Below are 16,272 nucleotides of genomic sequence, written 5' to 3' on the forward strand. Positions count from 1 at the left end.
CGGTTACTCCACGCGAAAATCCGGCCCCATCCACGGAAATTTCTGCAAACAGGGTTCCATCAGCTTCTTGCGGATCAGCGGGCGCATCAAGGCTGCGACATCTCCGGCGATACTGTCCATTTCACCCTGACGCGCAATCAGTGAAATGCTGCGGGTCAACGCCTTGAACGGCAACGGCATCACATCAAGCGCGCCGTGAAAGCGTTGCGCGCTCATATAACCCAAGGGCGTTGTCACCGACCAGCTACGCCCGCTTGCAACCATCGAAAGGATCGCATGATAGCTGCCGAATTCAAACCGGTTTGGCAGATTGATCCGCTGGCGGGACAAATGGGCTTCGATCTGGCGCCCCATCATCTGACGGGAGGAATAGCGCACGAATGGCAGTTTTTCCAACTGTTCGAATACAGGCTTGGCCTGATCCACATAGCCTTTGGGAGCAACAGCAACAAAAGGTTCCTGCATCAGGCTGTGCACCTGCATCCATTTCTCGGCAATGTTGAGGTCCGCAACCACCACAAGATCCAGAGCGCGGGAATCCAAGGCATCTGTAAGGGTATAACTGCTCGCACTTTCCAGCAGGAACTGGCACCCTTTCAGCGCTCCGGCAAGCTGCTCCATCAGGGCGGGTGTGACTTCTGCGTCAAAATCCTCAATCAGCCCCAAGCGCAAACGGCTCATCTGGGAAAAGTTGTAAACCGCAAGCTCTGCTTTGGCCTGATTGGCTTCCGAGAGAATACTTTGGGCCCGTTTTAAAAAGAGCCCGCCCGCAGGGGTTAGTTGTTGGGGCCGCGTACTGCGATCCAGCAGGCTCGCCCCGAGTGCGGTTTCCAAATTGGTTAACTGTTGCGAGACGGAAGAAATGCTCGCCGAAAGACGTTTGGCCGCATTAGACACAGAGCCTTCTTCCACAGCCGCAATAAAAACTTCGATCGCCCAGAGCGATAATTTTCCAGGGGTATCTACCATGGCACCATTAAGGACAGCATGTGGATTTGGACAAGCCCTTTTATATTATAATCATGGTTTTGAACGGTAAGAGATTTCCGCGCGCATCCGGTTCAACCTGTCGTCGACATGATCCAGAAAGGTTTGGATTAACGGCAGCCTGACGTTGTTTTTCCGCCATTGGGCAAAGAATTCAAGCTGTCGGACTGGCAAATCTTCTAATACCTGCACCAGCCGCCCACTTACCAGATCGGCTCCGATCCGTGATTTTGGCAGGATAGCAAGCCCTGCACCGGACCGGCACAAATTATGAACCAGCCCGATATCATCGCATTTTATCCGGTAGGAAATCGCCGGAAACACGCTGCCCGAGCCACGGTAAAACAGTTTTGCCCAATCAGAAGCGGAATAATCGGTTCCAAGCAGGATCGGGATTTTTGCAGGTATGTCGCAGAGCGGGGTGGCTTTTACCCGTTCCGCCAGATCCGGCGCGGCATAAAAGGCGGCTCCGGTTCCTTCAATTTTACGAAAACTGATATCGTCGCTCGTCGGACTGTCCGAGGATACGACCAAATCGAACAGTTCAAGTCCTTTTTCAGAGGTATCCGGCTCGAAGTTCAGTTCGATGCTGACTATCGGATGCGCAAGGAGGAAATCCTGCACAACTTCACGCAGGATACCGCCCGACAGGAACACCGGCATATCCAGACGCAACACCTGTGCACGGGAACTGCGTTCGCTGGTCAGGGACTGAAGGCCTTCGGTGCCAATCTCCAACATTTCCCGCGCAGCCTGATATATCCTGTGTCCCTCCGCCGTCAGATCGAACGAACGGGCCCGCTGGATCAACAGTTGTTTGCCGAGGTGGTCTTCAAGGTTTGCGATAAGATCAGAAGCTTTACTTTCCGACAGCCCAAGCGCCTTCGCTCCGGCTTTTACAGAGTTTTTGTCAACGACATAGGCAAAGGCGATCATCGCGAAATGTGGGTCAATCATGCCAGTCTGGCCAATGTTGAATAATAAAGGGACAAACAACGTTAACGTTACCGTAGCAGGAAAGTTTCCCCCGCTCAATATACGGGAGGTTGAATATTTCCGCCCCAACAACTACCTTAGAGAGAAGAGGACCAAAAAGCGTTTTCCGGTGCAGATTTGGCAGCTACTGCGGTGCGGACAGACTGTTCAAAAAGCGGATGAGTTGCTCCACCTGCCTTTGGCTCAGTGTGGTGGGCACCTGCGCTTTTGGCGGATAGGCTTCGAATGCTGCGCGCCTGCGGCGCAATTCTGTAGCATCCACATAGTGGCCGATGCCTTCGGGCACTGAAAAGGAGTCCAGGCTTTCAAGGGGATTCATATGATGCCGGATTACAGCGTTTAATGTCGGAAAAACGCCATTGTGGCCATAGGGCGCTGTCTGCGCGACATTGCGCAAGAACGGTGTGCGAAACCGGTAACTGTCCTCAATGCGATCAGTGACCGCCAGACGCCCTGTATCCCGCGCTACGGGATCAAAGCGGCGGGTACGACCCGGCCCAAGGGGCGGCACCGCAAGATTATGGAACGCCTGATCCGACAGTAACGGGCCACTGTGGCATTGGCTGCACTGTGCCGCCCCGTAGAACAGGGCCATGCCCGCACGCTGGTCCGCATCCAACGCAGAACGCTCCCCCGCAAGATACCGGTCAAAATCCGATCCGTTGGTGCGGAAAGTGGTGGAAATATAGGCCGCCAGAGCGTTTGCGATTCCTGCTATGTCGATCTCGGCTTGGCCTGCCAGTTGCCGATAGCTTGCGACCGCACCAACCCGCTTTGCAATGGCGCCCCAAGCGTCGGGCGCCCCCTTTAGAACAGCCGCGGCGATTTCATTGCTTTCAGGAGGGCCGGCCATTTCGGTATGTGCGATAAGCGGAAACAGTACCTGCGCCGCCAGCAGGCTTTTTAACCCTTCCGGCAAATGTTCCCCTGCAGGGGAACGGATCACTGCCCCTTGTTGCTCGACCCGACCGTCATGGAACAACCTCCGCACCTGATGTGCCCCCAAATCCCAGAGCGCCGGAGCGTTACGGGCCTGACGTTGCAACGCCTGTCCCATCTGGCGGTCTGTTCCCTGCCCTGTTCCCCCTGCCCCGATCCCGAGCGCAAGACCATCGCTCCCGCCATAGGCAGGATTGTGACAGGTCGCGCAGCTTATGTTCCGGTTGCCGGATAACACCGGATCAAAGAAGAGCGCACGACCAAGAGCAACTTCCTGCTCGCTGAAAGTCGCGAAATCACCCGCCACCAAAGGCTTGGGCAACTCCTGCGCCTGTGCTACCCCTGCGAACAGCCCTGCACAGCAAAGGATAAACCGATGCGCAAACTTGCCATTGCCGCCTGCTTTCTTGCGGCCCCCGCGCTTGCTGAAATGCAAATGGCGCGCGATGCGTTCCAGCGGGGACAATTTACCAGAACAGTCGCGCTTCTTACCCCTGCCGCGCAATCGGGGAATGCAGAAGCCGAGTTCCTTTTGGGGCGCATATATATGTTGGGTCTCGGGCATCCTGTTGATACCTTGCGCGGCGTGGAATTTCTGAAACGCGCCGCAGGCAGGGGCCATCCGGCCGCGCAATTGCATCTTTCCAAATCCTACGCAAGCGGCTCCGGACTGGCTGCTTCTGATCCCCTTCGTGCGGCACTTTGGGCAGAGCTTGCTGCGCAAGCAAAGGCAGAAGGCGCTGCGGCACATCTGGCCCAGCAACGCCGCAACCTGTCGGAACAGGATAAATCCCGTCTTGTGCCATTGCTGTCCGATTATCGCAGGCATCTGTTCCCCTTCAGCCCCGAGTAACACAGAAATCCGATCCGACTGCAACATCGGACACCGCGCTGCGCGTTGATCCATCTTCCCCCTTGGAACAGTTGCACAGCCAGCCTATAACGCAGCCAAACACCAGCAAAGGCCCTGCCCCATGCGCACAGCGACCCTGACACGAAACACCGCCGAAACCGCCATTACGGTTGAAATCAACCTCGATGGGACCGGCATTTACGACAATGAAACCGGCGTCGGCTTTTTCGATCATATGCTGGATCAACTGTCCCGCCACGCGTTGATTGATATGAAGGTGCGGGCCAAGGGCGATCTGCACATTGACGACCACCACACCGTCGAAGATGTGGGGCTGGCGCTGGGCAAGGCTCTGGCCGAGGCTGTGGGCGACAAACGGGGCATCCGGCGCTATGGCTCCTGCCTGCTGCCGATGGATGACGCATTGGTACGTGCTGCCCTTGATCTGTCGGGACGGCCCTATCTGGTCTGGAAAGTCGATCTGCCTACCGCGAAAATCGGCAGTTTTGACACCGAACTGGTGCGCGAATTCTTTACTGCATTTGCCATGCAGGGAGGCATTACCCTGCATGTTGAAGCGCTTGACGGGTTTAACAGCCACCACATCGTGGAAGCCGCTTTCAAATCGGTCGCGCAGGCCCTGCGTGCAGCGCTTGAAACCGACCCGCGCAAATCTGATGCGATCCCGTCAACCAAAGGCACCCTGTCCGAATGATTACCGCAATTGTTGATTATAACTCCGGCAACCTGCGCTCTGCAGAAAAGAGCTTCCAGCGGATGGCGGCTGAAGTAGGCGGTGGTGACATCATCGTAACAGACGACCCCGAACAGGTGCGCCGTGCGGATCGGGTAGTTCTTCCGGGTGTTGGTGCTTTTGCCGATTGCCGTCAGGAACTTGGCGCGATTGACGGGCTGTTCGGCGCGATCGAAGAAAAGGTCAAAGCGGGCAATCCGTTTTTGGGAATCTGCGTTGGGATGCAGATGATGGCCACTTGGGGCCGCGAACATGGCAACCACACGGGCTTTGACTGGATCAAGGGCGAAGTGGTCGCCCTGACACCGAACGATCCGGCGTTGAAAATCCCGCACATGGGCTGGAACAGCCTGAACCAGTCACCGGATCACCCTGTGTTTGAAGGTATTACAGCAGGCGATCACGTCTATTTCGTGCATTCCTACCATCTGGTTCCCGAAAACCCCGCCGACATCGTGGCGACAGTGGATTACGGAGGCGGCATCATCGCAGCCGTGGGGCGTGACAATATCATCGGCACCCAGTTCCATCCTGAAAAAAGTCAGGCGACCGGATTGCGCCTGATCGGAAACTTTCTGAAATGGAACCCTTAACTGGGGTCCATTTCAGTTCAGGCTTTTGGCTACTTCACCCTCGCCCATGATCCGCCGCTGCGGCACACGCCAAGCACGCAGCCTTTGACGTTCAGGCTGTTCCCGCTTAGCACCAGTTTGCCGGAATAGGTCTTGTCGCGGTCAGGCGAATAAACCTTGCCGCCGCCATAGTTTCCGCCACCTTTGTTTTCCATATCCCAGATCAGCTTGCGTCCCTGGTTTTCCGACTTGAACGCCTTGCCGTTGCTGTCAAAGGAATTGACCAGAACACCGCAGATCTTGCTGCCGCAGGAACTGATCTTGATATGACCCGAGTTTCCGTTGTCATCCGCAATCGTGCGCCATGTGCCATAGATATCATCCGCATAAGCCGGAGCCGACAGGCTCGCCAGTACTGCGATTATTGCCAGTTTTTTCATAGTATCCTCCCTGTTTTTTTGATCCTGCGCAGAGCGCTGCCGCCGGTCAAGCAAAACCCAAGGGAAAGCGGACCTTTGCAATTCGGCGCCTATGGGGCTAGAGGAAAGCGGAAAGACAAAACTTCGGGCGACACCATGATTCTATACCCTGCGATTGACCTTAAAGATGGCGCCTGCGTGCGTCTTTACAAAGGCGAGATGGATCAGGCGACCGTGTTTAATGATGATCCGGCCGCACAAGCACAGGCCTTTGTGGATCAGGGCTGTGACTGGCTGCATCTGGTGGATCTTAACGGGGCTTTTGCAGGGGAACCGGTGAATGCCCGCCCTGTGGAGGACATCCTGAAGTCCGTTATAGTCCCTGCCCAGCTTGGCGGCGGTATTCGCGACATGGCCACCATCGAAGGCTGGCTGTCCAAAGGGTTGCAGCGGGTCATCCTTGGCACCGTTGCGGTGGAGAATCCCGATCTTGTGCGCGAAGCGGCCAGAGCGTTCCCCGGTCATGTGGCCGTTGGCATTGATGCGCGCAACGGTATGGTCGCAACCCGCGGCTGGGCCGAGGAAACCACAATCAACGTGACCGATCTGGCCCGCCAGTTTGAAGACGCCGGCGTTGCCGCGATCATCTACACCGACATTAACCGCGACGGCGCGATGCAAGGCCCGAATGTCGAAGCTACTGCCGATCTGGCCCGCGCGGTTTCCATCCCTGTGATTGCGTCGGGTGGTGTATCTTCTATGGCTGACCTTCAGGCGCTCAAGGATTGCGGGGCGCCACTGGACGGCGCCATCTCCGGCCGTGCGCTTTATGACGGACAAATCAACGTGGCCGATGCCGCGGCACTTCTGAAGGCATGAAACTGAAACAGATCCTCGTCATTCTCTATACCCTGCCGCTGATGGTGTTTCTTTGTACCACCATATTTGCGGTAATTGCGGATATGATCGGAAGCTGCGCCTATAACGATGGCACCATAACCCATTGCACCGCTTGGGGACGCGACTACAGCTGGTTGTACGACACCGCCACACCGGTCGGTTTTATGTCGAACTGGGCCTTCCTTGTCGCATGGATTTTACTCGGCGGCTGTACTATGTATGCGCTTGACTGGTTGAAGAAACGAAATGCTTAAAACCCGAATTATTCCCTGCCTTGATGTAAAAGACGGTCGCGTTGTGAAAGGCGTGAACTTCGTGGACCTGATAGACGCAGGCGACCCTGTAGAATCTGCGAAAGCCTATGACGCGGCTGGCGCGGACGAGTTGTGTTTTCTGGACATCGCGGCAACGGTCGAAAACCGTGGCACCATGTTTGATGTGGCGCGGCGCACTGCGGAACAATGCTTCATGCCGCTGACCATCGGCGGTGGTGTGCGTTCGCCCGATGATGTGCGCAACCTTTTGCTGGCGGGCGCGGATAAGGTTTCCTTTAATTCCGCCGCTGTTGCCGATCCTGATGTGGTGGCCCAATCGGCAAACCGTTTCGGATCACAATGTATCGTTGTGGCGATTGATGCGAAAACGGTCTCGCCCGGAAAATGGGAAATTTTCACACACGGCGGGCGCAAAGGGACCGGAATTGACGCGGTAGAGTTCGCGAGGGATATGGCAGCAAAAGGTGCCGGAGAAATCCTGCTCACAAGTATGGACCGCGATGGCACGCGCGCCGGTTTCAATCTGCCCCTGACCCGCGCGATTTCAGACGCCGTTGCCATACCCGTAATCGCCTCTGGCGGTGTCGGCACGCTCGACCATCTGGTGGATGGCGTGAAGGAAGGCGGCGCGTCGGCCGTCCTTGCCGCATCAATCTTCCACTTTGGCGACTTCACAATTCAAGAGGCCAAGCAGCACATGCAGGCCGCAGGAATACCGGTAAGGCTCTGATAACATGGCAAATGTACTAACGCGGCTGGCCCGCACCATTGAGTCCCGCAAAGGGGCTGACGACAAAAAATCCTACGCGGCAAAGCTGTTTGCCCGCGGCCCGGAAAAATGCGCCGAAAAATTTGGCGAAGAAGCCGTAGAAGCCATTATTGAAGCGGTGAAAGGCGACAGATCAAAGCTGACCGAGGAAGCCGCTGATGTGTTGTTCCACCTGTTGGTGATGCTTTCCGCGCACGACGTAAAGCTTGAGGACGTCTACAAAGAGCTGGAACGGCGTGAAGGCACTTCCGGTATTGTGGAAAAGCAGTCCCGCTCCAAGTAATCCCGAAAGCGGCGGGCACTGCCCGCCCTATCGGTACCACATATTCGCTTTCTTGATCCGCTGCCGGATCGCCTGTTCTTTTCGCGGCAGGTTATCCCTGTCGAACATATCCCGCAGCTTTTGCCCCTTCCCTTGGAACACAAGCCGGCGGAAAGGTTCGTGTGCCTTCACCACCTTCTTGATCGGGTTCGGGGCAAGCACTTTTTCCAACACCTCTACCGTCTCGTCAGGTGCTGTTGCATAGAGCAGCGGCAGGTAGCGGTAATGCCAGCTCACCGATCCGTCCAGCAGGCCGGAAGGGATTGTATCCCGTGCCCCGCCCAGTTTGTGGATCACCAATGGCAGCGCGATCTGGTCCAGCCACGGATAGAGCTGTTGTGTCTCGATTTGCCAGGGTGGATCCCTTTCAATCTCGCTCGCATAATGGGTGAAATAGGTGGCGAATTCGGCGGGGTCTTTGTAGAAAAACCACCCCGCATTAAAATAGAGATAACGTTTCCAGTATTCATCGGGCTGCGACAGGTCCAGTGAACTGGCATAGTCCAGATCGAATTTATCGTAGAGAGACTTCCACATCTCTCCATAACCCGGCCCGTAAAGATCCACCTCCGGCCATGTATTTTCCCGTTTCATGGATGCGGTTGGCCGATTGAAATCAAACGGAACTGTATTCAGCCGGCCGGTGAAAATGGTATCCGTGTCAAAGAACACAAAAGGTTCGTTGTCCGGCAAGGCCGTTAAACCAATGATTTTGTTTCCGTTCGGGTAGCGGCTGCCGAAAACGCCGTTCTGGAAGGGAACGATTTCAGCGCCAAGATCCTGCAAAAGGCGACGCACCTGCGGGTTTTGTATGCGCGGATCATAGTCCCAGCGCTCCGAAGGCTGCGGTTCACCGAGGATCAGGCGTCCGGTAAAATTAGGATTCCGGTTAAAAAACGAAGCGATGAAAAGAACCGCTTCGTATTCGAGCCGTCCTCCCTGTACGATTGCATAAACGTTATAGTCCTGTGCCACTGCCACTGCCCGTTCTTGTTTTGCCGACCTATAGCCAATCGGGGCAAAAAATGGAATGGAGTCAAACCCGTCGGGCGAAATTTCTTGCAAATCCGGTCTGGAAACGCAGAATTTCAGTATAGAGAGGTCCTGTTATGCGCAAAAACTTTGTTTTCCCTCCAATCCTTTCAAGCGGTGAGACTGGACGAAACAACCGCGCCAAAATCGCGGGTACAATCGTGTTATTGTGCTTGTCGCCCGTTCTGGCGGTGACACTCCCTCATCCGGCTTTGGCGCAAACCAAGTTTGTAACTGCTGCCCAGATCAAACCCATCCTGACCGCGACCAAGGGAAACTGGATCGCGCTTCGCGAGTACGGAGAGCAGGATTTGCTATATTTTACACATCTTCTGTCCTGGCGATGCGGGCTGACACAGATAAGCTACAGCCTGAACGATGAAGAAACCTTTAACGTCTGGCCTCTTGGTATCTGCGATGAAGACCTGCCCAACCCGAATGTGCTGGCAGAAGACCAGAAGATATACACCGGTTTTCCCTTAGGTTCGGTTCAATCTGTAACGGTACGGATTACCTATGACGACGAAACTACGGATGAGAACCGCTACGAGCGTAAATCGGTGATGATTCCCTGAACTGTACTGCACAAAAAAGGGGCCGGAAACCGACCCCTTCTTCCATCTATGCGCTTACGAAATCAGTTGCTGGTTTCGTTCTCTTCTTCGGTTTGGATTTTCACCGCTGCATCAGCCTCGGCTTGCGCTTCAACGCCGGTGCTCTGCGCCTCTTCCATTGCATCGCTCGCCGCTTCCATTGCAGAATTTGCGGTTTCGCTCAGGCTTTCCATAGCCGTACCGGCCATATCGGCTACGCCCTCTGCAGCCGCTGATGCAGTGTCCTGTACAGCCTCTACAGCCGCCGCAGCAGCCTCCGGAGCGGCGTCAACAGCCTGCTCCGTCGTTTCCACGACATCTGCAACGGCATCCGAAGCGGCTTCGGTAACAGCGTCGATCGTTGCAGAAGCTGTGTCCTGAATTTCCTGAACTGCATCCTGCGCAGTTTCTTCCAGAGTTTCCGCGGTTTCCGCTACATCAGCTTCGGTTTCTGCATCCACCGCAGCAGAGGCCTCTGCTTCCACTTCGGCAGTATCCGCCGCAGGCGTTTCAGGAACAGTCGTGACAGTCACATCGACGGTTTCCGCTGGCTGGTTCTGGGACCAGATCAGGAATCCGCCCGCAGCCACAACGATTACACCACCAATGATTAATATGTTCTTCACGGTATTTTTCCATTTCTTCATGATTGTTGAACCATCCCCGCATCTGCGTGGAAAGAACTTCAACGGCAAGGGCTAAGTTATTGGTGGAAAGGCATATAGGCTGAAAAGCGCTGAAACCAAGAGCGGCGGCAAAACTGCCGCCGCTTTTCATTTAAGTAATTCTTTATCCTAAAAAGGATACACTGCATTCTAGGCTATTGAAGCGCCTCGAAACGGCTCTGGGCCTCGTCGGCGGCAGACTGACGCGCAGTTGTCTGTTCTGCGGCTTCGGCTGCTTCTTCCTGAGCATTGGCAGCCTCGGTCTGTGCTGCTTCTACAGCGGATCTCGCCTCGGTTTCTGCTTGCATTGCTGCGTCCAGTTCTGCCTTGGCCTGATCCAAGCTGGCCTTGGCATTCTCGATGGACTCACGCGCAGTCTGAAGCGCAGCCTCTGCCTGTGCCTGCGCGTTGGAAGCATCACCGGCTGCCGCTTCGGCGTCGCTGACCAGCAAGGCTGCGGTCTCGTACTCGGATTCCGCTTGTGCCAACTCCGCGCGGCGCTGTTCTGCTGCCGCTTCCGCATCGTCGAGAGCGGCTTGTGCTTCGGCGATCGCATTCTTGAAAGATGCCGCAGCTTCTGTCGCAGTCTCAAGACGTTCCCGGGCAGAATCTGCCTGTGCCTGATCGCTTTGAGCCTTGGTTTCAGCAGCGTCCAATGCTTCCTGCGTGGCCCGTGCAGCCTCGCGCGCTGTTTCGGCCGCCTTGCGGGTCTGGTCCAGAAGGGTTTCGTCTAAAACCGGTTGGTTGCCTTCACTGCCGGATGCACCAGCCTGCCCTTCCAGTTCAGTCAGTTTTCCTTCCGCAGCCTCGGCATTGGCTTCCGCCTGTTCGGCAACGTCACGTGCATTGCGCGCAGAACCGGCAGAGGCTTCAACCGCGGCAGTCGCGCTGTTCAGTTCCCGTTCGGCTACGGCTTCTTGTGCGACTTCGTTCTGACCGTCAGATTCGGCCTGATCCAGTGCCTTTTGGGCGTCGAGGATGTCATCTTGTGCCTTGGCGTAGGCCGCTTTGGCCCCTTCAAGCGTTGCTTTTGGTCCATCCAGAGACTTTTCCTGAACGGCGTCACGGGCAATTTGGGCCGCTTGCGCAGCCTTTTCCACCAGAGTTTCGGCCTCCGGAAGGGCTGCCTCGGCTGCCGCGACGGCTTCCTCCGCTGCTGCAACGGCGTCCTGAGCAGCTTTGACTGCTGCTTCCTTGTCGGTCACGTTTTGCTGGGCCGTTTCCACCGCAGCACCCGCAGTTTCGGCCCGCGCCACGGCATCTGCCTGCGCCTGAGCAGCAGTCTGAGCAGCCACTTGCGCTGTTTCGGCTTCATTTTTTGCGGCGTCAAATACAGCCTGACGATCCCGCGAGGTCTTGTCTACGAAGCCCCACACAGCGATCAGCACGATCAGCCCGAGCGCGATAAATCCAGCAATCTTTTTCATTTCCATCCCTTGGTCTTTTAACAAGCCACTCCCAAATCCGCAGTGGCAATAGTGCGCTTCTCAGCTTGGGGATTTGGACAGAGCTTGCAAGACCTAATTGGAATTTCAGGCGATGCCTTGCGTTTTCCGGTCCGAACAGAAATGGGAGGTTGAACCTTTCGCGGTGCAGGGCTACATAATAAGCACATTTTAAAGCTACAAAGGACTAGAAACCGATAGCCCGCAGACCTCATCACGCGCCACCACAGCGCGACACCGGCCCCCGCGTCAATGAACGCATTACAACCAACGAAATCCGTCTTATCGGAGCAGAAGGCGAAAACGTCGGCGTTGTCACGCCTGCGCGCGGAAGAGAACTGGCCGCACAAGCCGGTTTGGATCTGGTTGAGATCTCGCCAAATGCCAAGCCACCTGTCTGTAAGATTATGGATTTCGGCAAGTTCAAGTACGAACAGCAAAAGCGCGAGTCCGAAGCCCGCAAGAAGCAGAAAATCATTGAAGTCAAAGAAGTCAAATTCCGGCCCAATACGGATAGCAACGACTTTGACGTGAAAATGCGTAATGTTTTCAAGTTTCTGGGCAATGGCGACAAGGTAAAGATCACCCTGCGCTTTCGCGGTCGTGAGATGGCGCACCAGCGTTTGGGCGCGGAACTCCTGCACCGTGTTGCAGATGCTGTAACCGAAGCCGAGGCCGGCAAAGTGGAAAACATGCCCAAGATGGAAGGTCGTCAGATGATTATGATGATCGGCCCCGTCAGCAAATAAGCGGCAGCTCCTATTTTCGGAGACAACAGAGATTGAAAGGCGCCTCCGGGCGCCTTTTTTATTGGGCCTTTACAGCTTTTGCCTGCGCTTTCACCCTATCAAATTCCGCCCGTTTCGCGGCAATTTCCTCTGAACTCAGCAGGTCGGGGTTGGAGTAGTCCTTTTGCCAGTCGGGTGCACCGGACCACAAAACCGGCGATTGCATCGTGGTTCGCGGTGCAGCAGCCTCTTCCAGCATAGTAACCGCCAGACGCGCTGTTTCCAGTTGCGCCTTTGGATCGTCGGGTAAACCTGCAGCGTTGCCCAAGGGGAAATTGCTGAACAACAGCCGCGGAACGCCAACCCGTTCAACAATATCCCGTGCACACCCCATCACCACCGTAGAAATACCCGCAGCCTCCAGAGCATGGGCCGCAATAGACACCGACTGATGGCACACCGGACAATTGGGCACCAGCACCACCCCGTCCAGCGCGTCGTCCTTCGCGAATGCGACCAGCTTCGCCGCATCTTCCCGCGTGCGCGACTGGGACCGGTTGGTGGGTAGCCCGTAAAACCGCTCTGCAACAGCCCCGATGTATCCGGCGGCAGCCAGCTTTTGCATCGCCTGTAACGGAAAATAACTTCGCTGATCCGCAGCGGATGTATGCACGCGATCATAAGCGATATGGGAAATCCCCAATACGGGTTCGGGATTTACCGGCGCAGCAAAGGGCTCAAAATACTTTGCAGCCCCGTTATAGGGTGCGCCTGCGCCCTGTTCACCCGCCCCCGCTTTAAACGGTGCTGCCGTAGTGACAATTCCGATCCGTGCCGCACCAAGGGGTTTGACCAAAGGAGAAAAAGGCACAGTATCATACGCCGCCCATTCGTAAGGTGCGCCATAGCCAAGCGCTTGATAATAGGCGCGAATGCGCGGGATATAGGCCAATGGTTGGTCCGCTGTCATGTCATCTCCCGTTCTGAATTTACCCTACGTTACGTGCCTTGCTCCTGCAATCCAACTCCCCTAACGTCACCTTATGGAAACTGACAAAATTCACCGTTGGCACGATATGGGCGGCCAGCCCGCCGGAGAGATCAAACGCGAGGAGCATGATTTCGCGCTTTGGGAAAAGCGGGTGGATGCCTTGCAGGTTCTGACCTCCGGAAAGGGCTATTTCACCGTGGACGGATTGCGCCGCGTGCTGGAGGATATGGGCGAAGAAGCCTTTGAAACAATGTCCTACTACGAGCGCTGGGTGCAATCGGTAAACCAGAATCTGCTGGAAGCCGGTGTTTACACCATAGCCGAGCTGGCCGAACGCATGGAACAGGTACAGGCCCGCGGTGAAACCTACGGCGAATGTGCCGGATCGGGTGAATGATGGGACTGCCGCAGAAGGTTCGCGTGAAAAACTGGCATCCCCCCGGCCATGTCCGCGCGCCGATGTACCTGCGCGGCAAAACCGGTGAGATCGAACGTGAACTTGGTCCCTTTGGCAACCCTGAAGAGCTCGCCTACGGGCATGAGGCCAGCCGCCGACGCCTGTTGCGGGTTCGCTTTACGATGGGCGAACTTTGGGGAGCGGAAGCGGAAAACCCTGCCGATATTCTTGAAGCTGAAATTTACGAACACTGGTTGGATCCGATAAATGCCCCATGACCACCACGACCATTCCCATGATACCGACGGGCTCAGCCCGTCAGGGCATCCCTATAGACCAGATCAGGATCACAAGCTAACCCGCTGGCAGGCCATGGAAATTGCCATGCGTGAACTGTTGGTGGAGAAGGGTATCGTCACCGCGGCAGAGATTACAGAAACCGTCGAACAGATGGACCGTCGCTCACCTGCGGACGGGGCGAAGGTCGTGGCACGGGCTTGGGTAGACCCGTCCTTCAAGGCACGGTTACTGGAAAACGGAACAGAAGCGATCCGCGAACTGGGGATTGAACCCGGCGTATTGAAACTCATCGCCGTGGAGAATACAGCCCGCACGCACAATGTTGTCGTCTGTACGCTGTGTTCCTGCTATCCCCGCAACCTTCTCGGGTTGCCGCCGGACTGGTACAAACAACGGGCCTATCGCTCCCGCGTTGTAAAGACGCCGCGCAAGGTTCTGGCGGAATTCGGGCTGGAACTGCCGGAATCGACACAGGTGCGCGTACATGACAGCACCGCCGATATGCGCTATCTCGTGGTGCCTGCCCGTCCTGAAGGGACAGAAGGGCTGGACGAAGCTGCTCTGGCCGAATTGGTCAGCCGCGATGCCATGATCGGTGTTGCCACCGCGCGGCACCCGTAATGGCAAGGTTCAACCGGTACTGGAGCGGGCTCGGTCCGCTGGCCAGGGGTGCGCTGATGTTCATCCTGACCATCTTTTTATTTTCCATCATGGACACTATCGCTAAATCGCTCTCGCAGCGCCACCACCCGCTAGAGGTCGTCTGGGCCCGTTATACATCGCAGACCGTTATAGCATTCATAGTGCTTTCGCCCCATTTGCGGCGGTTGCTGCGCACGGATCACCTGATGCTGCAAATCATACGCTCCGCCTTCCTGTTTGGCGCAACCATGTCGTTTTTCACGTCTCTGGCTTTTATGGAAATGGCCTCGGCTACAGCGATTTTTGAAATCTCGCCTCTTTTCCTGACAATTGCGGGGTATTTCGTGTTGAAGGAAAAGGTCGGACCGCGCCGCTGGATCGGGGTATTCGTCGGTCTTGTCGGAGCAATGATTATCATCCGTCCCGGCTCGGATGTGTTCTCGCCGGTTGCCCTTCTGCCCGCACTGGCCGCCGCTTGCTTCAGCGGATACGCTATCTCCACCCGATTTCTGGGGCAGGAAGAAAGCCCCTGGACCAGTTTTCTTTACACTGCCCTGATCGGCTGCATTGCCAGTTGTTTCATCGTCCCCTTCGTATGGTCAACTCCGTCATTGCCGGATGTTGCCCGCATGTCGATGATGGGGGTTGTGGGCGGCATTGGCCACTTGTTCCTGATCCGCGCCTTCACGATCACCGAAGCCTCGTATCTCGCGCCCTTTGGCTATCTCACGCTGCTGTTCAATGCGTTCTGGGCCTATATGTTCTTTGCAGAGGTACCGGACCGCGCAACGGTTATCGGCGGCGCAGTCATCGTCTTTGCTGGCGTCTACGTCTGGTATCGGGAAAGTTTCGGCTCGAAAAACGCGAACCCGTCGTAGGGACCGAAAGGCTCAGTCAAGCTGCCGTGCTGCAAGCACAGGACCAAGGTTCTCGGACTGCACAACAACAGCGTAATGGGCAGATGCTTCTACCGGATGGGTCAGGCTCATTGGAGAATCACCATCCCACTGGCCGATCGTCGCCCAACCCGTCACAGTATTCACATAATCCACCATGCGGCCTGCATTCTCACCGTGTTTGATCTTCACCTTGACGCTCGGTTCGTAAGAAATCACATGTACATCGGACGGGACGGACTGTCCCTTCACCGGTGTCAAAACGATCTTGAGCGCCCCGTTATCCCGTGAAAGAACGATATTCGCGCGCTCCGGTTCGGCAGAAAGCATTTCGACGTAGTCGAGAATCTTCTGGCGTTTTGCACCGGCCACATAATCCCGCCCGTTAAAGATCATCTGTGGCGTCACAAGCCGGTACTTGCTGTCCATTTTTGCGTTGAATGCCGCCTGCCGCACAGCAAATTCGGGCTGAGCCAGATGATCCTGCCAACCGAGGTAATCCCAGTAGTCCACGTGCAAACCAAGCGCGAGCACATTTTCCCGCTCCGAAATCTCGGACAGAATTTCGTCCGCCTCCGGACAGGAAGAACACCCCTGAGAGGTATAAAGCTCGACCACAACCACAGAGTCACCTGCTTGTGCCGTCTGAATAAAACCGGTTGTGGAAATGGCCAAAGCGGCCAGAAATCTGCGCATGTACTGTGCTCGCATCAATGAGTGTTAACCCGTTTATAACCGTTCTTTTCGGGCTTTTGCCAATAAAGGTTTCGAGAGGATAATGTTACAAACCTGAACCC

At 55.9% G+C, this 16,272-nt stretch carries 22 protein-coding genes; 13 read left to right on the plus strand and 9 right to left on the minus strand.

The features are described 5' to 3' along the window. Positions 1-3 precede the first annotated feature (3 nt). From C0U40_RS06065 to C0U40_RS06075, 3 genes are all read right to left on the minus strand, one after another. Positions 4-969, minus strand: coding sequence for a LysR family transcriptional regulator (locus C0U40_RS06065; protein WP_101654887.1), 966 nt, complete (start codon positions 967-969; stop codon positions 4-6). 51 nt (positions 970-1,020) lie between these two features. After that, positions 1,021-1,944 carry a LysR family transcriptional regulator gene (locus C0U40_RS06070; protein ID WP_101654888.1) on the minus strand — a complete coding sequence of 308 codons (924 nt, stop codon included), beginning with the start codon at positions 1,942-1,944 and terminating at the stop codon, positions 1,021-1,023. A 163-nt stretch (positions 1,945-2,107) separates the two neighbouring features. After that, positions 2,108-3,244 carry a cytochrome-c peroxidase gene (locus C0U40_RS06075; RefSeq protein ID WP_286134813.1) on the minus strand — a complete coding sequence of 379 codons (1,137 nt, stop codon included), beginning with the start codon at positions 3,242-3,244 and terminating at the stop codon, positions 2,108-2,110. A 54-nt stretch (positions 3,245-3,298) separates the two neighbouring features. Between C0U40_RS06075 and C0U40_RS20295 the strand changes: the two genes are divergently transcribed. The 3 genes from C0U40_RS20295 (at position 3,299) to hisH (ending at position 5,122) form a co-directional block, all read left to right on the plus strand. Next, complete coding sequence (locus C0U40_RS20295; protein ID WP_101655405.1) at positions 3,299-3,775, plus strand: tetratricopeptide repeat protein; 477 nt, start codon at positions 3,299-3,301, stop codon at positions 3,773-3,775. A gap of 121 nt (positions 3,776-3,896) precedes the next feature. Next, the gene (hisB, locus tag C0U40_RS06085) at positions 3,897-4,490 is read left to right on the plus strand and encodes an imidazoleglycerol-phosphate dehydratase HisB (RefSeq protein ID WP_101654889.1); all 594 of its coding nucleotides are present in this window, start codon (positions 3,897-3,899) and stop codon (positions 4,488-4,490) included. Next, positions 4,487-5,122, plus strand: a complete 636-nt coding sequence (hisH, locus tag C0U40_RS06090; protein ID WP_101654890.1) for an imidazole glycerol phosphate synthase subunit HisH — start codon at positions 4,487-4,489, stop codon at positions 5,120-5,122. Before hisB ends, hisH begins: the two co-directional genes overlap by 4 nt. A 29-nt stretch (positions 5,123-5,151) precedes the next feature. On the opposite strand, the gene C0U40_RS06095 is transcribed toward hisH, so the two are convergent. Then, positions 5,152-5,541, minus strand: coding sequence for a DUF2147 domain-containing protein (locus tag C0U40_RS06095; RefSeq protein WP_101654891.1), 390 nt, complete (start codon positions 5,539-5,541; stop codon positions 5,152-5,154). Between the two features lie 135 nt (positions 5,542-5,676). Here C0U40_RS06095 and hisA point away from each other — a divergent pair, with 135 nt between their 5' ends. The 4 genes from hisA to C0U40_RS06115 are packed head-to-tail and all read left to right on the plus strand — an operon-like array spanning position 5,677 to position 7,747. Further along, on the plus strand, positions 5,677-6,399 hold the full coding sequence (hisA, locus tag C0U40_RS06100) for a 1-(5-phosphoribosyl)-5-[(5-phosphoribosylamino)methylideneamino]imidazole-4-carboxamide isomerase (protein ID WP_101654892.1): 723 nt from the start codon (positions 5,677-5,679) through the stop codon (positions 6,397-6,399). After that, positions 6,396-6,674: a hypothetical protein gene (locus C0U40_RS06105; RefSeq protein WP_101654893.1), complete on the plus strand. Its 279-nt coding sequence runs from the start codon at positions 6,396-6,398 to the stop codon at positions 6,672-6,674. Before hisA ends, C0U40_RS06105 begins: the two co-directional genes overlap by 4 nt. After that, positions 6,667-7,425, plus strand: coding sequence for an imidazole glycerol phosphate synthase subunit HisF (hisF, locus tag C0U40_RS06110; protein ID WP_101654894.1), 759 nt, complete (start codon positions 6,667-6,669; stop codon positions 7,423-7,425). Before C0U40_RS06105 ends, hisF begins: the two co-directional genes overlap by 8 nt. A 4-nt stretch (positions 7,426-7,429) precedes the next feature. Continuing rightward, positions 7,430-7,747, plus strand: a complete 318-nt coding sequence (locus C0U40_RS06115) for a phosphoribosyl-ATP diphosphatase (protein WP_101654895.1) — start codon at positions 7,430-7,432, stop codon at positions 7,745-7,747. A 27-nt stretch (positions 7,748-7,774) separates the two neighbouring features. On the opposite strand, the gene C0U40_RS06120 is transcribed toward C0U40_RS06115, so the two are convergent. Further along, positions 7,775-8,767, minus strand: coding sequence for a hypothetical protein (locus C0U40_RS06120; protein ID WP_180957634.1), 993 nt, complete (start codon positions 8,765-8,767; stop codon positions 7,775-7,777). A 128-nt stretch (positions 8,768-8,895) separates the two neighbouring features. On the opposite strand from C0U40_RS06120, the gene C0U40_RS06125 reads away from it, so the two are divergent. Then, positions 8,896-9,393, plus strand: a complete 498-nt coding sequence (locus tag C0U40_RS06125) for a hypothetical protein (RefSeq protein WP_101654896.1) — start codon at positions 8,896-8,898, stop codon at positions 9,391-9,393. A gap of 62 nt (positions 9,394-9,455) precedes the next feature. Here C0U40_RS06125 and C0U40_RS06130 read toward each other — a convergent pair whose 3' ends face one another. After that, a complete protein-coding gene (locus tag C0U40_RS06130) occupies positions 9,456-10,037 on the minus strand; it encodes a hypothetical protein (protein ID WP_145991893.1) in 582 nt (193 codons plus the stop codon). Between the two features lie 194 nt (positions 10,038-10,231). Then, positions 10,232-11,503 carry a hypothetical protein gene (locus tag C0U40_RS06135; RefSeq protein ID WP_145991894.1) on the minus strand — a complete coding sequence of 424 codons (1,272 nt, stop codon included), beginning with the start codon at positions 11,501-11,503 and terminating at the stop codon, positions 10,232-10,234. 215 nt (positions 11,504-11,718) lie between these two features. Between C0U40_RS06135 and infC the strand changes: the two genes are divergently transcribed. Beyond that, positions 11,719-12,270, plus strand: a complete 552-nt coding sequence (gene infC, locus C0U40_RS06140) for a translation initiation factor IF-3 (RefSeq protein WP_101654899.1) — start codon at positions 11,719-11,721, stop codon at positions 12,268-12,270. A 58-nt stretch (positions 12,271-12,328) separates the two neighbouring features. Here infC and C0U40_RS06145 read toward each other — a convergent pair whose 3' ends face one another. Continuing rightward, positions 12,329-13,219, minus strand: coding sequence for a glycine reductase (locus tag C0U40_RS06145; RefSeq protein ID WP_101654900.1), 891 nt, complete (start codon positions 13,217-13,219; stop codon positions 12,329-12,331). Positions 13,220-13,292: 73 nt separating this feature from the next. Here C0U40_RS06145 and C0U40_RS06150 point away from each other — a divergent pair, with 73 nt between their 5' ends. Genes C0U40_RS06150 through C0U40_RS06165 form a run of 4 tightly spaced genes read left to right on the plus strand, consistent with a single transcriptional unit; the run spans position 13,293 to position 15,457 of the window. Continuing rightward, complete coding sequence (locus tag C0U40_RS06150; protein WP_286134815.1) at positions 13,293-13,637, plus strand: SH3-like domain-containing protein; 345 nt, start codon at positions 13,293-13,295, stop codon at positions 13,635-13,637. After that, the gene (locus C0U40_RS06155) at positions 13,634-13,915 is read left to right on the plus strand and encodes an SH3-like domain-containing protein (RefSeq protein WP_101654901.1); all 282 of its coding nucleotides are present in this window, start codon (positions 13,634-13,636) and stop codon (positions 13,913-13,915) included. The genes C0U40_RS06150 and C0U40_RS06155 overlap by 4 nt, the downstream gene beginning before the upstream one ends. Continuing rightward, a complete protein-coding gene (gene nthA, locus C0U40_RS06160) occupies positions 13,905-14,558 on the plus strand; it encodes a nitrile hydratase subunit alpha (RefSeq protein ID WP_101654902.1) in 654 nt (217 codons plus the stop codon). Before C0U40_RS06155 ends, nthA begins: the two co-directional genes overlap by 11 nt. Then, positions 14,558-15,457, plus strand: coding sequence for a DMT family transporter (locus tag C0U40_RS06165; protein ID WP_101654903.1), 900 nt, complete (start codon positions 14,558-14,560; stop codon positions 15,455-15,457). Before nthA ends, C0U40_RS06165 begins: the two co-directional genes overlap by 1 nt. 12 nt (positions 15,458-15,469) lie before the next feature. On the opposite strand, the gene C0U40_RS06170 is transcribed toward C0U40_RS06165, so the two are convergent. Beyond that, positions 15,470-16,171 carry a DUF1223 domain-containing protein gene (locus tag C0U40_RS06170; RefSeq protein WP_180957635.1) on the minus strand — a complete coding sequence of 234 codons (702 nt, stop codon included), beginning with the start codon at positions 16,169-16,171 and terminating at the stop codon, positions 15,470-15,472. Positions 16,172-16,272 lie beyond the last annotated feature (101 nt).

Source organism: Neptunicoccus cionae, assembly GCF_002860325.1.
GTDB classification, from domain to species: Bacteria; Pseudomonadota; Alphaproteobacteria; order Rhodobacterales; family Rhodobacteraceae; genus Amylibacter; species Amylibacter lutimaris.